We start from the raw sequence: 14,757 nt of genomic DNA, 5'->3' as shown, positions 1-14,757 counted from the left end.
TTGGCCAGGCCGGAATCTAACGATCCGAAATTCCTGGAGTAAGGATGAGATTGACTGGAAGCTTTTCCGCCAAGGTATAAGGGCTCGCTTTGTTTTCCTTGACCCATCGTTTCTCAGCGGCAGATTCAAATGGCGGTGGAATTTCGCCCTGCAAAGACCAGAGATCAAAAGGGGTCTCGTCAATTGAAATCTCCCAGTCATACCCCCTGTCTTTTACGAAAGGAGCGATGATTTCATCAGTTGTTCTGATCCACCATTCCCGAATGACCGGTCCGGGCAATGTTCTGGCAATCTGATCGACTTTGAACCTGATAAATCGATTATGCGGCTCGCCACTGACAAAGCAGGAGTCCTGGGCTAGGGCTTCAAAAAGGATGACCACATAAAATTTTGGAATGGGAATACCCGCATACAAACTTGTAATCCGTTCGGACAGAATTTTTTTGTCTGCAACGTTGAATGCTTCCGCAGGATGATAAATTTTCCACAAAGGCATGATGTTTCTCCTATAAAAAGATCTATTCAGATATTTATTCCCAATAACTTGCAATAAGCAAGCTATATAAGTGTAATCACGTGACTTGTTTATTGCAAGTCACGTGAGCAAGTAAGGATAAATTCTTATCTCCATATAGATCCAGATATTCTCCGAATGTAATGCCGACAAACGAATCTTTGCGGATGGACAGTACCTATATATGCTTAGTATGACAGGTCGGATGAGCGCGTAGACAATTGAGACGACGGGTACGCCGATAGCAGGATAATCCGGAAAAACTTGTATTTTCCTGCACAAGCTCCCAAGTTAGCCGGAACAAGCCACTAACATATTGATGGGTAAGAGAAATTGGAACAAAAATGTGGATGAACTTTGTATCGTCAGGATTGGATCATACTCTTGAGTCAACCGGGAATCTCCTGTACCGAAGCACAACATATTGATTCTGGGTTGCCATTTGATTCACAAGAAGACAGGAAATCGAAGGAAAAAAGACAAGCTTCCCTAAAAGGACTGAGAAACTTTATTTCCTGCTAACAAGCACTTATAAACCTCATCTGAAAATTTCCCTCGTTACTACAGGGAAATTTCCAAAGTTATACAGAAATCTTTTAGAGTGGTTACTACAGTCGCTTTATTAACTTTCATAACAGCCCCACCCATTGGAATACTCCGTCTCCGAAAAGCAAAACTGCTTTCGGTGAGGATTAGAATCCTATACCGATATAACCGCCGACGGTCATGCCACCAATCTTCGTGCCATCCAATGACCCAGCAGTCAACTGATAGCGCGCATCCGCACCGATGAAGAAATCTCTCCAAATGTTATATTCCAGACCCCCTGCAAACATAATGCCAGGCTCCAGTACAGTGATGGATTCGGTTGGCGGACTGACGACATGTATCGCCAGACCCGCCGGGATAATCCAAGGTCTGATTTTATATTCGGCAAAATGATTAAACTTGATTTTTGGTGCAGCAGTCAGAGTGAATTGATTAACCGTTACACCTCGTGGATTGTATGCCCCACCCGCCAATTGCGTAGGTTCGTTTGCAAACACATTACCTTGTACGCCGTGACCATACTGCTTGTATTCAAACATCAGTTCCGCATGGATTTCGGTTTTGGGTATAAAACCCCAGGTATCCTTGGTCAGTTGAAAATCAAATCCAGCACCGGTATACCAGGCATGTCGATCAGCTTGGTCTTGTGCTCCGACAGGTGCAACACGACTTTCCAGTGAAACGCCATTACGATGTTCATCGCTCCGACCATAGCCACCACGGAAAAACAGCATGATTTTTTTCTGACTCATTCCATTGAAATCAAAACTTTTCTTTTCAGCTGGAATGCTGGCTTGCTGAATCTGCTCAACTTTTTTAGTGGTTTGTACCGATGTTTCCTGAATCTGCTCAACCTTCCTTGTGGTTTGCGACGATTCCGCTTTGATTCTGTTTAACTCATTCTGAATTTCTAGCAGGGTATTTTCCAATTGCTTGATGCGTTGAGCTGCTGTATCTTGCGCAAAAACTTGTGCAGCGGTCATTAGCATCAAAACACTTAAACATGCGCAAATTATAAGTTTAAGGCTCCATTTCTTTTGTGATAGGTAGTTCATATATACTCCCTTTTATAATGCTCGGTAATAAAGAATTTTCTGTGACTTTAAATTAAAAGTCCTTCAATATTCTTATATATCAGCCATTTAATATTTGATAACGAAATCTGATCAACATATTGAAGGTCTGGAAAAAGAGATGCAGATCCCCTGCCGCAAAAAATGCGGTATTTAAATAGGTATTCAAGGGGGCTTTAACCGGAAAGCAGGAAGTAGGCCCTGCAAGGATGAATGTTTCTTCAGCTTAACGCTTAGAAAATATCCTTCAATCAGTTGACAACGTTATCAGATCGGCAAGCTCAATCAGAGCGGGATTAAATTTTATCGTTCGTCATGAGCTTGCTATCGTATTGAATCGTAAATTACCTAACTCAATACACTAACATCATCCCAACTGATTTGGTCCGATGCGACGCCAACCAGCGTGACTGATGCGGTTGAACCAAAATCCACTATGAAATCTTGATCATCATCACTGCGGTGAATACCAGTAACAAAGCTCTCCAAATGTTCTCTTGAAAGAAGGCCCAAACCAGTATCAAATATAATGAAATTATCTTCGCTCGAGTTGAAGTCTCCAATGCGCAAATGTGCAGCCTCACGAATCACAAAATCATCCGCGCCTTGTCCGCCATGGCAGTCTTCCCCCCCACGTACACCCACGTGATCGTCGCCGTCAGTTGGGGAATAAACGAGTCTGTCTTCAAACTTAAACCGACCAGATCCCGGTGAATTGGAAGCCCATTGTTCCGAAACACGAAAATAAGTACCATCACCATCTGCATCAGCGTAAACGGTTATTTCCGTGCCAATACCAGGCTCATCATCAGTTCTCACCACTTCACCATTTTCATTAACCGCATAAGTCTCCGTACCATCATCATCGATGGGATCAAGCTCCGGCACGCCATTCTTAATTTCAAATACTTCAACGACTTCATTATTATCGTTGATGGTGAATTGATAACCTTTGCGGTCACCACTGCCCGGGCGATCATCATCTGTACTATCAGAGATGACCGTGTAAGATCCGTCACCTTCTGGATCTGAGAAAACAGTGATTTCGGGCCCGTTAGAAGTTTGTTTGGTGTGGGTGATTTGAGTGCCATCGATCACGAACGAGTCTCTGTTGTCGATCGATTCCTGCTGGGTTATTCCATTTTCAACTTCAAAATAAGCCGTTACAGCACCATTTTCAATGGTGAATGTAAAATGTTTGTTACTACCGGATGAATCATCATGTCCTGAACTCATTTTAGTTCTCCTGAAAGTTAGGTAAGTCAATGTAGTAAATAGCGTCTGAATATGATGATGCGATATCAAACGCTATTTATATTTCTCATTTCTCCATTGACTCAATTATATTATATCTTCAGATATAATTAATCAATCGGATTGCGCTGCGCTGGAGTGAGTTGACTACTCCAAGCCGCGGGTAAGTTCTGCACCCAGCCGTTATACACGACCGGAATCGGCAATATGCCCTGCCCGCCCATGCCTGGATTCCCTTTTATAGCGTCATCCTTCTGTGTGGTACTTGCAGCAAACAATCCTACCGCACCTACAATTTTTGCATCCGATGGATCACCATCATTGTTTGGATCAGGATCCACAATCAGCATCCTGTTGGAAAATTTGCTGGAGACATACGCATAGTAACCGCCTCCCTGTTTAGCGCCATATTGCACACCGTGGCAACCCGGATCACAGGGTAGCATCGCAACCACTTTGTCGGTATTTGTATTGAGGATAGTGATCGTCCCTGAAAGTGTATTGGCGGTTACCATGTTTTTGCCGTCAGGGGAAACCGGCGTCTGAATCGGCAATGCCCCTATCGGACCGGTAATGGTTCCAGCGACTGGGTCATAGTTTTTGATTAAGTTGATATGTTTCATTACCTTGTGGGTATCCATGTTCACAACAGCGATCGTGCTATCAAGCAGATTAGCCACATAGTATTTGCTCGCATCCGGCATCATGCCTGTCGCCAGAGGATGGCCGAACGGACTGCTGACTGGCAGAATGGCTTCAATATCATCGGTATGAAAATTGTATTGCGTGGAATCTCCCGAGAAGACATTGGGCGTAACCATGGTTTTACCGTCATGACTCATCCAGTGCGCATGTGCGTTTCCGCGCCCAATATCCACTCTACGCAGCACCTGGGTTGCCAGTGGTGCCAATTCCATTACTGAATCCGTGCGCGTATCGCCATTATTCGTAACATGAATGCGATCGGAGTCAGTGAGCGTCATCACATGCGCAGGGGATTCGCCTACGGATACGTTGCGTATAAGCTTACCGGTTTTACGATCATAAACTGTCAGTTTTGAATCAAACCATTGAGTAACATAAATCACGCGTTGATTTTTATCTGTCCACATATTATGTGGATTGTTCATGTCGATAGAAGGTAACGCTACTTTACGTGTCACTTGCCAGGATGATCCGTCGATGGCTGATACCGTACCGGGTTTTTCTTTGTTACGCGTAGTTTCAAATTGCGTGGCAACCCAGATTTCTCCGACTGCAGGAGTTTTAGGATTTTTCAGTGCCGATAGTGTGATATCGTTTCCATAACGCGCATTCAGCACATCCGGCAAATTAACAACACCAATGTCTACACGCACGTCAACATCCGGATAGGTAACATGCCACGGTTTATTACTGGCATAGTTTTGCCAGTTTGCCGGGTTGGTGGCAATAAAGAAAGTCCGCAAAAGCCGTGTCGCCAAATCACTGCTGGATGGAACAGTGATACCGTTGACCAAGCTGATTGAAGAACCCAGATCCAATCCAGTAGTTTTAGGATCATCGACAATCACTGCGCCAAACATGTAGGGATGAACGCTACAGGTGAATACATACAAACCTGGCGTTGTCAGCGTTACATCATCGCCTCCCTTTCTTGGCTTGGTATTGAAAGGCATGTTAGCGGCACCCGTAGGGTAGATCAGACTGGTTCGCGTATGCACGGTATTGGAGTTGCCGGAAAACTTAACGCGCACACCTGGCGCTGCAATAGCAATCGAACGATTGCCTGCAACTGATGTTCCAGTATCAAACCAACGTCCGGGATTATCCGTCAGTTCAAATCTGACCTCGTTATCACCTGCAAAAACACTGCCTGTTGATAATATTAGCAGTGTTGAGGAACAAACCCCTAAACTGATAATCTTCTTTAAAAATATTTTATTAAACATCTCATTTTCTCCTTGGGGACAGTTAACAATTTATTGATTCTTTTATTTTGTATTTTACCCAGACTCACCTTTGAGAGGTGTACTGGGTAATATTAATTTTTGTTATTTAACGTTCCCATGACCTCCTTGTACATGATCATGCTTCCATAATAACTTTCCAATTCGTCTGGATTCACGGTCATCCGTATTTTGTTCACCACGTGGAGTGACTACAGCGGTAGCTTGATTATTCCTTGGATGTGCAGTTCTGCTAGAATCATCCGCATCGCGCCCATGCCGAATTTGATCGGCCGGATTATTCATTCTGTCGGAGTAGCCGAGATAGTCATCAACCGTTTTTCCTGTAGAGAAAGATGTAGATGCAAACCCCATGCTGAACATTAGGAGTGTGATAATTGAGAGTTTTTTCATGATACTTCTCCTTGATTTGGATTGATGCAACATCAGTAAGTGTCCTGATGTGCGCATGAGATTTTCTCCCACGCAAAATCAACTATACGTGGGAAAATTTTCCATGTCAACATATTGTGTGATTATTTCCCACGATATGGTAAAATATTTTGTATCCATCAACCTCTTGACTAATTTAACCCGTGAATAAGCTTTATGCACAGTATTCAAACACCTGACTCAACGTTACCACCCTCTCTCGTTGCTGCACTTCGACGCATGCTTCGTCCGATAATCAAGTTAATGTTGTCAAAAGGGATTACTTATCCTTTTTTATTGGAATTACTGAAGGAATTATTCGTAGAAATTGCAGATAAAGATTTTAAGATTGAGGGAAAATCTTCGACTGATAGTCATTTAAGTTTGCTAACGGGTATTCATCGCAAAGATATCAAGCGATTACGTCATGAAAATCATTCTGATGCCGAAGCAATTCCTCAAGCTGTTTCAATGGGTGCTCGACTAGTAAGTCTTTGGACCAGTGATGCACGTTATCTCGATGAAAACAATCAACCTAAGCCCTTGCCTAGATTTATCAAGGAAGGCGGTGAAATTTCTTTTGAGAAACTGGTTGCCAATGTAAGCTGTGACATACGTTCGCGGGTAGTGCTCGATGAATGGTTGAGACTCGGTATAGCACATTTCGATGAGCAAAAGCGAGTGTGTCTTAACACATCTGCATTTGTTCCGGCAAACGGATTTGATGAGAAAGTGTATTACTTTGGTCACAACTTGCATGATCATGCCGCTGCCGCGACCAACAATTTATTAGGAGAGCATCAACCATTTTTTGAACGAAGTGTTTCTTACGACGAATTAACCGTTGCTTCAGTGCAGGAATTGGCCGAGAAAACCAAGCATCTTGGAATGGAATCCCTACTTGCCATTAATAAAGACGCGATGGAGTTCGAGAAAAGTGACGCAGGGAAAAATGAACCATATTACCGAATGACATTCGGGATTTATTTTTATAGTGAACCTGCTGAATCGAAAGAATCGAAAGAATAATAAATGACAATATTCCGCGCAGCTCGTCACTCAAGATATTGGTAAAGCGAAATGACAATTTCATTGGTAAGCCTACAACGTTACGTTACTTACATGTCGGCGGCCATTGCGTTGATGATTTGCTATTCTGTCAGTGTATTCGCCAAAAATAATTGCGATGCCAGCCCCTCGCTAATCAATCCTTTACTGCATGCTCAATCAGGAATCGGTGGAACGGGTGCGCCATCAGTCGAATCGGGCGTGGGCGGCACCGGCGTGCACGATGGAGGAATGGGCGGTACTGGTATTTCGAAAGGTGGAATTGGTGGGACTGGCATGCCATTGGCTGACTCAGGTATAGGTGGTACAGGTGTGCTCGGTGGAGGAACGGGAGGGACTGGGCACGTTGCTGACGATGGCGGCATCGGTGGGACAGGAATTATTGGCGTCATCACTGGATTTGCAAGCATTTGCGTCAATGGCATCGAAGTTCACTATGACAGCAACACCCCCGTTTCGATTGATGGTCGACCCACTTCAGTACGTGATCTTGCGGTAGGACAGGTTATTGCAGCCCGTACGCTAGGCATGGGGCATGAACTTATGGCTCGAAATATTACAGTCATGCATGCAGCAATTGGTCCGATTGGCCATCTTAATCCTGAAACTGGGGAAATACGGGTACTAAATCAAGCTGTGCATATTGAGAAAACTGCTGATCTGAGCCATGCCTCAAATATGAAAACAGGCGATTGGGTACAAGTCAGTGGCCACAGGTTATCCAATGGTGCAATTGTGGCATCGCGAATTGAAACTATGCCGACGCAGGCGCAGGCGCAGGCGCAAGCCAAGATAAATGGCTATGTTACACAAATTGACGGACAAGGCTTTATTGTCAATGGCACGCGCGTTCAACCTGATGAAAAATTATTGCCAACGGGTGTTTCTCAAGGCATGGAAATCCAGGTTACGGGGCACTGGGATGGCGTTCATTTACACGCCCGGCATATCCAGATTGACCCGACATCAAATAGCATTGGGAATGTTGAGCATCTTATGATTGAAGGGTATGTCCATGCACTTGGTGACAAGGAATTAAACGTAAGCAACCGGATCGTTACCATTGATCCCAATACTCAGTTAACGGGAACAGCCATAGATGATCTCAGGTTGGATCAGCGTGTACTGATTAGTGGAAAGCTGGGCGCAGATCAGCGAATCAGTTCCGAACGTATTGAATTAAGGAATTTACCATCCGTTCAAATACAGGATCGAAATGATAGAGTTATTAACGATAACAATGGTAAAGATAAGAGAAATAATTCGGATAATGAATCGGAAATTAGCCTCCCCCGAAGTGACAAGAATAATCCAGACCGCAGCGGGCATGGCGGTAGTAGTTCGAACCAGGAAAATTTAAGAAAAGAACTTGATCATAGCGGTTCAGGCAAGAATCAGTCATCCGATAGAGATTTTCGTAGAGAAGATTCACGAAGTAAAGATGATGATAAGCGACTGGATCATTCCAATTCCTCAGGACGAGATCATGCAGAGAAACCCTCTGATATGCGGGATCAAAGCAAGTCGGATCATAAAATCGATAAACCGGATAAACCCGAAAGTCCAAGAAAGTCCGATTCAGATCTGCGAGATAGGCCAGACGACTACAGGGATAAGGTACGGGATATCGATGCTCAAGACAGAGCGCGGGATCATGAACGTCATGATAAGCATTTAATCATTGATAGACACGAAAGACCCAATGAATTTGATTCTGGCGCGCAAGACCGGATTAACGATCATAGAGAAAGTATACGAGACATTGATATCCCAGATAGAACTCGTGATTAATTTATCCAATCTCGGAAAATCAACAAGTACGGCGGTAATTTATTTCCTAATTTGAAGACTGTTCCTGCATAAAAATGCAGAATGGGCCGTAGTTTACTGGTTCGTGCAATCGTATCAGATGAATACATCTGAATTCGTTAACCAACAAAAAGCTCGCATGTATCCATCCTTTTCTTTCAAACAAAAAAGCTTAGCAATATTGGTGTTGGTGTTTGCCATCAATTGCCCCGCCGTTTTTGCCAATCGACTAAGCTTCAGCACTGCAACCGATTTCACTACGGGAAGGTACGGCGGGACGACTTCAACTGATATTTGGTACGTTCCTTTCACAGCCCGCTACGATAAGGATCGGGCATCCTTCAGGGTGATTGTCCCTTATCTCAGCATCACCGGACCGGGGAATGTACTCGGTCCGGGGATTGGAGGAATTGTTGATGGCGGAGGCCCCATTATCGGGGGAGGTTTTAGTGGTAGCAGCTCGGGTAGCGGTGGCGTCATTGTTGTTTGTGATGAAGATACACAGAATTGTTCAGGTGAGAATCCGGGTCGCGAGGAAAATAACTCGGGTTCTGGAGGTAGTAGTGGCAACAACGGCAATAGCGGAAATGGCAGCAGCGGGGGGATGATGACAACAACGGGAGCGGCGGTGGTGGGGACGACGATGACAACAGCGGAAGCGGAAGCGGAGACGATGACAATAGTGGCAGTGGCGGTGGAGATGATAACGACAATAGCGGCAGCGGGGGCGATGATGATAACAGCGGAAGCGGGAGCGGAGGCGATGACAATGGCAATAGTGGCAGTGGAGGAGGAGATGATAACGACAATAGCGGGGGCGGGAACGAGGATGACGATTCAGATAATGAGATAAATAGCGCTAGATTAAGTAAAACGATTACTTCCGGTCTTATCGGAGGTATTCCGCTGGGTGGTTCATCACTTAACAGTACAACGCAATCAGGATTAGGCGACATCGTCGCTGCATTCAGTTATAACTTGATTGATCATGCACGTACGGGTATTGTTTTTGATATTACAACTCGTTTAAAAATTCCTACTGCCAGCGCTAAACAAAATATGGGTAGCGGTCAAGTCGATTATGCAATTCAAGGTGATTTGTATAAAACAATTTCCAAATTCACACTGAGCGCAGCTTTTGGCTACAGAATATTGGGCAATCCATCCGGGATTACTTTTCATAACGTGCTTTACGGTGCCGCAGGCCTCGGGTATCAATTGTCCCCCACTGTCACCATGGGAACAAGTTACACAATGGGGCAATCGCCTGTACGTTTGGAAGACAGCAGAGACCTTATGCTATATATTTCGCAACGCGTTACCAACAATTTCAGACTGAATGCCTACGGAATAAGAGGGTTTTCAGATCGCAGTCCTGATTGGGGAGGTGGTATCAATTTGCGCTACATTTTTTAGAAACTCTAAATTCAATATAGAGAGCTATTTCGAATAACTTTCCCAAAAACATCGTCACTTTTCCGCTTTGCGTTTCGCCAACAAGCAAATAAGATCACATGCAATATGAGCAGCCGCCAGCGCCGTGATTTGACTATGATCATAGGCGGGTGCCACTTCAACGATATCCATGCCAATCAGATTAAGCATGCTAAAACCACGAATGATGCTTAGCGCCTGGGCGGTGGAAAGTCCGCCACAAACCGGCGTACCGGTGCCAGGTGCAAAAGCGGGATCAAGACAATCGATATCAAAGGTAAAATAAGCCGGGCGGTTCCCAACTATGCGTTCAACTTCCGCAACTACGGCATCGGTATCATGCCGATGTACCCAAGCGGCATCAAGAATGTGCATACCCATAAAATCATCGTTCCAGGTGCGGATGCCAATTTGCACTGAGTGTTTAGGATCAATCAATCCATCTTTTATCGCCTTGTAAAACATTGAACCGTGATTCAGAGAATCAGGTGAATCATCCGGCCAAGTATCGCTATGCGCATCAAAATGAATTAACGCAAGCGGTTCACCAAACTTTTCGGCATGTGCCTTCAATAGCGGATAAGTAATATAGTGATCACCGCCGAAGGTCAGCATACGCGCACCTGAGGCCAGAATATGGCGAGCATGTTCAATAATTGCTTGAGGGATCGTCAGTGGATTATGGACATCAAGAAAACAATCACCAAAATCAATCACTGCGAGATTCTCAAATGGATCGAAACCCCACGGATAAGGTGTTGTCGAAGCAATCTCTGCCGAGGCAAGACGAATTGCTTGCGGCCCGAAACGAGCCCCGGAGCGATAGGTCACAGCCAAATCGAATGGAATACCGCTGACGACTAGTTCAGCACCATCGATATCCTTACTATATTTGCGCCGCATGAAAGACAGAATGCCGGAGAAAGTAGGTTCACGCTGCATTCCATAAGGACTCTCGCGTACAATGACGCCATTAGTCTTAGTGCGGTCGTCGTTCGTCATAATTTCTATATCCTTTTTTGTCGAATATACTCATACCACTTTTTAGCAACCATCCATTGTCTACAATCACCAGCATTGAAATGCGCTGATGATATGCCGCTGCTTGCCGCAAATTCAAGTATTGTTGATTAATTACACATACAGCAATAGATCTTGGCGGATTGATACCGTTATAATCCGATGCGTATATAAAATAAAAGTGTCTTAGAAATGCTATAAACGTTATGCAGCATTCAAAAAATCGTAAGCAAGTTAGCATGATGATATTGATCGCTGGCCTGATCAGCGGTTGCGCTTCGATGTTTCCCGGCAATGTGCCACGCTCCTCGGATATTTCCAAGCAGCATGCACCCAACCTTACTGCACCTTACAACAAACCTTATAAAGTCCGCGGAGTTACCTATTATCCTCTGCGAACGGCAGTTGGATACCGGGAAGTCGGTCATGCATCCTGGTATGGTTCAGAATCGGGCAATCGCACAGCGATGGGAACACACTTTGTTCCTCACGGCTTAACTGCTGCTCATAAAACACTCCCCTTACCCTCCAGAGTCAGAGTTACCAATCTGAAAAACGGTCGTCAGGTTGATGTGCTGGTTAATGATCGAGGTCCTTTCACGAAAGGTAGAATCATTGATCTGTCACGTGGCGCAGCCCAGAAAATTGGCTTGCACGGTGTAGACAAAGTAAAAATCGAACATCTTAACGATAGAATCAGCCAGAACTAAGCAGTAATACAAGATCACTCCGATAGAATATCTTAATCACTTTTTGCAAAGCAGTGTATCGATCTGAATTTGATATATCATTGTTCATTTCATGGAAAGGTAGAATCTTAGAAAATGATCGGATACTGTAAAATAAAGCTATTCTGAAAGAAGACGGCAAGAAATGACCACACGAAACATTTCGGCTGACCGTGCAACTGCCATGCTGTCGGTGATCAAGGAATTTCAATGTCTGTCGCCGCAAGATATAGGAGTAGTTGCCGCCGCTTGTCGGTGGCATCGTTATGAAGCGGGAAATGAGATTGTGCGCTATCACGATCATACCAACAGCGCTTTTTTTATTGCGCAGGGTGAAATTCGTATCATGTATCACAGCTTATCAGGGCAGGAAGTCATCTTGTGCGATTTACCAACGGGTGAAATGTTTGGCGAATTGACGGCGATTGATGGCCATCCTCGATCGGCCACCGCGATCGCGCGAGGCAGCGTATTGCTCGCATCAATGCCAGCATCGGATTTTCAGGAATTAATTTATGGCAACCGCCAGATCGCAGAAATTATTTTAAAACGCCTAACCGGGCAGGTGCGCCGTCTGACCGAACGTGTTTATGATTATAGTACGCTGGCGGTACGTAACCGTATTCAGGTAGAATTGTTGCGCTTGGCGAGGAATCACATGATATCCGAAAATGTTGCCGTCATTTCGCCGGCACCCACTCAAACTGAAATTGCTAATCTGGTTAGCACACACCGTGAAGCCGTATCACGCGAACTGAATATGTTGATCAGAAATAAACTGATATTGCGTCAAGGTCATGATTTGCATGTGCTGGATATAGCAAAGCTCACTGAAATGGTCAACGAAGCGCGTGGCAGCTTTTGATGAAAAAGCTTGTAGTGTAAATCCTAATCACAACTTCTGATTATTTTGTTAAGCTGCGTATTAAATGTGGCAAACTTCATAGTCAAACTTATTACGGGTACTATCATTCGTGTCTCCCTACGAACTTTTCATTGGCTTGCGCTATACGCGCGCCAAAAAACGTAATCATTTCATTTCGTTTATTTCCTTAATCTCTCTGATGGGTATTACGCTGGGAATGACGGCATTGATTACTGTGATGTCAGTAATGAACGGTTTCCAGAAAGAAGTGCGCACACGAATTCTGGGTGTTGCTTCGCATGTTCAGATTGGTAGTTTTCATGGTAATTTGAGCCATTGGCAGCAAACGGCGGAAGAAGCGATCAAGCACCCGGCAGTGGAAGCCGCCGCACCCTATGTCAGTGCGCAGGGCATGCTGTCACATAATCAAGTCGTACAAGGCGTTTTGGTGCGTGGCATACTGCCGGCAATGGAAGATCAAGTGGCTGATTTCTCGAAAACGATGGTCAGTGGCGATTTGAATCATTTGATTCCGGGAGAATTCGGCATCGTAATCGGCATGGAATTGGCGCGTGCGATGGGTACTTTCATCGGTGATAAAATTGTTCTGATCTCGCCCCAAGGGCAAGTCACACCTGCTGGCATTCTACCGCGTTTGAAACAATTTACTGTGGTTGGAATCTTTGAGGTAGGGCATTTTGAATATGATTCCGGATTAATTTTAATTCACATGTTCGATGCGCAAAAACTATATCGCATGGAAAACGATGATGTCTCCGGCGTGCGGTTGAAGCTCAAGGATCTATTTCAGGCACCCAAAGTCGTGCAGGAATTACCCGCAATGTTGACGATTGACAGTCATATCAGCGACTGGACAAGACAGCATGCCAATTATTTTCGCGCGATCCAAATCGAGAAGCGTATGCTGTCTTTAATTCTGGCATTAATTATTGCGGTGGCGGCGTTCAATATTGTTTCCACCTTAGTGATGGCGGTGACTGACAAAGAATCTGACATCGCGATTTTACGCACACTCGGCGCAAATCCGCGCAGCATTATGAAGATATTTATCGTTCAGGGTACGTTTATCGGGGTCTTTGGCACGATCCTTGGTGTAGCCGGTGGCATGCTGCTCGCTTATAATGTGGGAGAAGTGGTTGCGTTTATTGAAGGTTTGTTTAATGTTCAATTCCTCTCGCGGGAAATTTATTACATCAGTACAATTCCAACCGATCCGCAGATGGCGGATATCACAACCGTTGCCGTAACTTCGTTTGTTCTCAGCTTGCTGGCAACGATCTACCCCAGCTACCGCGCATCCAAAGTGAATCCGGCAGAGGCATTGCGCTATGAATGAAATGGTTATTTCTTGTCGCAGTCTGGTCAAGCAATTTTCGCAAGGTGATTTGGCAGTTCCGGTATTGAAGGGTGTTGACCTGGATCTGGCCAAAGGAGAAATGTTGGCGATTGTCGGCGCATCAGGTTCCGGTAAAAGTACTTTGCTGCATGTGCTTGGCGGGCTGGATGTTCCCACCAGCGGAAGTATTCAGATTCTCGGGCAAGATATCGCCCGGATCAACGAAGAAGAACGCTGCCAGCTACGTAATGGCTCGCTTGGCTTTATCTATCAATTTCATCATTTGCTAATGGAGTTCAGTGCCTTGGAAAATGTAGCCATGCCGTTGCTGATTCGTCGCTTGCCAAACCAGGAAGCCTATGATCGCGCAGCTGAAATGTTACAGCTGGTTGGCCTGAGTCATCGCTTGACCCATACCCCCGGTGAATTATCCGGCGGTGAGCGCCAGCGTGCCGCTGTTGCGCGTGCTTTGGTTACGCGCCCTGCCTGCATTCTGGCTGATGAACCCACAGGAAATCTTGACCGCAAAACAGCTGAGCATGTATTTGATTTAATGCTGGAATTGAATCGCAAAATCAATGCCAGTATGATTATCGTCACACACGATGCAAGTCTGGCCAATCGCGCGCAACGCATCCAGCAATTGATCGATGGAGTTTTATGCGATGTACCCCATGCATGATGTTTATGTAATCGAATCATTACCTTCTGATCATTTCTTATAAC

Annotated in this window: 14 protein-coding genes; 8 read left to right on the top strand and 6 right to left on the bottom strand. The window is 45.0% G+C overall.

Annotated features, from left to right (window positions below; all coding sequences use genetic code 11):
- Positions 1 to 16: 16 nt before the first annotated feature.
- From ATY38_RS05730 to ATY38_RS05710, 5 genes are all read right to left on the bottom strand, one after another.
- Positions 17 to 496, bottom strand: coding sequence for a tautomerase family protein (locus tag ATY38_RS05730; protein ID WP_062558465.1), 480 nt, complete (start codon positions 494 to 496; stop codon positions 17 to 19).
- A gap of 710 nt (positions 497 to 1,206) precedes the next feature.
- On the bottom strand, positions 1,207 to 2,118 hold the full coding sequence (locus tag ATY38_RS05725) for a hypothetical protein (protein ID WP_062558464.1): 912 nt from the start codon (positions 2,116 to 2,118) through the stop codon (positions 1,207 to 1,209).
- A gap of 366 nt (positions 2,119 to 2,484) precedes the next feature.
- On the bottom strand, positions 2,485 to 3,372 hold the full coding sequence (locus ATY38_RS05720; protein WP_062558463.1) for a hypothetical protein: 888 nt from the start codon (positions 3,370 to 3,372) through the stop codon (positions 2,485 to 2,487).
- A 128-nt stretch (positions 3,373 to 3,500) separates the two neighbouring features.
- Positions 3,501 to 5,321: a copper oxidase gene (locus tag ATY38_RS05715; RefSeq protein ID WP_062558462.1), complete on the bottom strand. Its 1,821-nt coding sequence runs from the start codon at positions 5,319 to 5,321 to the stop codon at positions 3,501 to 3,503.
- Positions 5,322 to 5,423: 102 nt separating this feature from the next.
- Entirely contained in the window at positions 5,424 to 5,732 is a 309-nt protein-coding gene (locus tag ATY38_RS05710; RefSeq protein ID WP_062558461.1) for a hypothetical protein, read from the bottom strand.
- 195 nt (positions 5,733 to 5,927) lie between these two features.
- Between ATY38_RS05710 and ATY38_RS05705 the strand changes: the two genes are divergently transcribed.
- The 4 genes from ATY38_RS05705 to ATY38_RS05690 all read left to right on the top strand — a co-directional run bounded on the left by ATY38_RS05705 (position 5,928) and on the right by ATY38_RS05690 (position 10,043).
- Complete coding sequence (locus ATY38_RS05705) at positions 5,928 to 6,779, top strand: DUF6502 family protein (RefSeq protein ID WP_074701407.1); 852 nt, start codon at positions 5,928 to 5,930, stop codon at positions 6,777 to 6,779.
- Between the two features lie 51 nt (positions 6,780 to 6,830).
- On the top strand, positions 6,831 to 8,609 hold the full coding sequence (locus tag ATY38_RS05700) for a DUF5666 domain-containing protein (protein WP_062558460.1): 1,779 nt from the start codon (positions 6,831 to 6,833) through the stop codon (positions 8,607 to 8,609).
- A 118-nt stretch (positions 8,610 to 8,727) separates the two neighbouring features.
- Positions 8,728 to 9,480 (top strand): hypothetical protein, encoded by a 753-nt coding sequence (locus tag ATY38_RS05695; RefSeq protein ID WP_144429455.1) that lies wholly within the window; start codon positions 8,728 to 8,730, stop codon positions 9,478 to 9,480.
- 125 nt (positions 9,481 to 9,605) lie between these two features.
- Positions 9,606 to 10,043 (top strand): hypothetical protein, encoded by a 438-nt coding sequence (locus ATY38_RS05690; RefSeq protein WP_062558458.1) that lies wholly within the window; start codon positions 9,606 to 9,608, stop codon positions 10,041 to 10,043.
- Positions 10,044 to 10,097: 54 nt separating this feature from the next.
- On the opposite strand, the gene speB is transcribed toward ATY38_RS05690, so the two are convergent.
- Complete coding sequence (gene speB / locus ATY38_RS05685) at positions 10,098 to 11,063, bottom strand: agmatinase (RefSeq protein WP_062558457.1); 966 nt, start codon at positions 11,061 to 11,063, stop codon at positions 10,098 to 10,100.
- A gap of 257 nt (positions 11,064 to 11,320) precedes the next feature.
- On the opposite strand from speB, the gene ATY38_RS05680 reads away from it, so the two are divergent.
- The 4 genes from ATY38_RS05680 to lolD all read left to right on the top strand — a co-directional run bounded on the left by ATY38_RS05680 (position 11,321) and on the right by lolD (position 14,713).
- Positions 11,321 to 11,791: a septal ring lytic transglycosylase RlpA family protein gene (locus ATY38_RS05680; protein ID WP_235590399.1), complete on the top strand. Its 471-nt coding sequence runs from the start codon at positions 11,321 to 11,323 to the stop codon at positions 11,789 to 11,791.
- Between the two features lie 163 nt (positions 11,792 to 11,954).
- Positions 11,955 to 12,674, top strand: coding sequence for a Crp/Fnr family transcriptional regulator (locus ATY38_RS05675; RefSeq protein WP_062558455.1), 720 nt, complete (start codon positions 11,955 to 11,957; stop codon positions 12,672 to 12,674).
- 109 nt (positions 12,675 to 12,783) lie between these two features.
- On the top strand, positions 12,784 to 14,031 hold the full coding sequence (locus ATY38_RS05670; RefSeq protein WP_062558454.1) for a lipoprotein-releasing ABC transporter permease subunit: 1,248 nt from the start codon (positions 12,784 to 12,786) through the stop codon (positions 14,029 to 14,031).
- Positions 14,024 to 14,713 (top strand): lipoprotein-releasing ABC transporter ATP-binding protein LolD, encoded by a 690-nt coding sequence (lolD, locus tag ATY38_RS05665; protein ID WP_062558453.1) that lies wholly within the window; start codon positions 14,024 to 14,026, stop codon positions 14,711 to 14,713. The genes ATY38_RS05670 and lolD overlap by 8 nt, the downstream gene beginning before the upstream one ends.
- The last annotated feature ends 44 nt before the right edge of the window (positions 14,714 to 14,757 follow it).

Source organism: Nitrosomonas ureae (assembly GCF_001455205.1).
Lineage (GTDB): Bacteria > Pseudomonadota > Gammaproteobacteria > Burkholderiales > Nitrosomonadaceae > Nitrosomonas > Nitrosomonas ureae.
The sequence above is the reverse complement of the archived record's forward strand: the minus strand, read 5'-3'. Positions and strand labels throughout refer to the sequence as shown.

Bases quoted from the DNA above. Each gene is read 5' to 3' on its own strand.
- ATY38_RS05725 (WP_062558464.1), bottom strand. From the start codon at position 2,118: ATGAACTACCTATCACAAAAGAAATGGAGCCTTAAACTTATAATTTGC.
- ATY38_RS05715 (WP_062558462.1), bottom strand. From the start codon at position 5,321: ATGTTTAATAAAATATTTTTAAAGAAGATTATCAGTTTAGGGGTTTGT.
- ATY38_RS05675 (WP_062558455.1), top strand. From the start codon at position 11,955: ATGACCACACGAAACATTTCGGCTGACCGTGCAACTGCCATGCTGTCG.
- ATY38_RS05695 (WP_144429455.1), top strand. From the start codon at position 8,728: ATGAATACATCTGAATTCGTTAACCAACAAAAAGCTCGCATGTATCCA.
- ATY38_RS05730 (WP_062558465.1), bottom strand. From the start codon at position 496: ATGCCTTTGTGGAAAATTTATCATCCTGCGGAAGCATTCAACGTTGCA.
- ATY38_RS05720 (WP_062558463.1), bottom strand. From the start codon at position 3,372: ATGAGTTCAGGACATGATGATTCATCCGGTAGTAACAAACATTTTACA.
- lolD (WP_062558453.1), top strand. From the start codon at position 14,024: ATGAATGAAATGGTTATTTCTTGTCGCAGTCTGGTCAAGCAATTTTCG.
- ATY38_RS05710 (WP_062558461.1), bottom strand. From the start codon at position 5,732: ATGAAAAAACTCTCAATTATCACACTCCTAATGTTCAGCATGGGGTTT.
- ATY38_RS05700 (WP_062558460.1), top strand. From the start codon at position 6,831: ATGACAATTTCATTGGTAAGCCTACAACGTTACGTTACTTACATGTCG.
- ATY38_RS05680 (WP_235590399.1), top strand. From the start codon at position 11,321: ATGATGATATTGATCGCTGGCCTGATCAGCGGTTGCGCTTCGATGTTT.
- speB (WP_062558457.1), bottom strand. From the start codon at position 11,063: ATGACGAACGACGACCGCACTAAGACTAATGGCGTCATTGTACGCGAG.
- ATY38_RS05705 (WP_074701407.1), top strand. From the start codon at position 5,928: ATGCACAGTATTCAAACACCTGACTCAACGTTACCACCCTCTCTCGTT.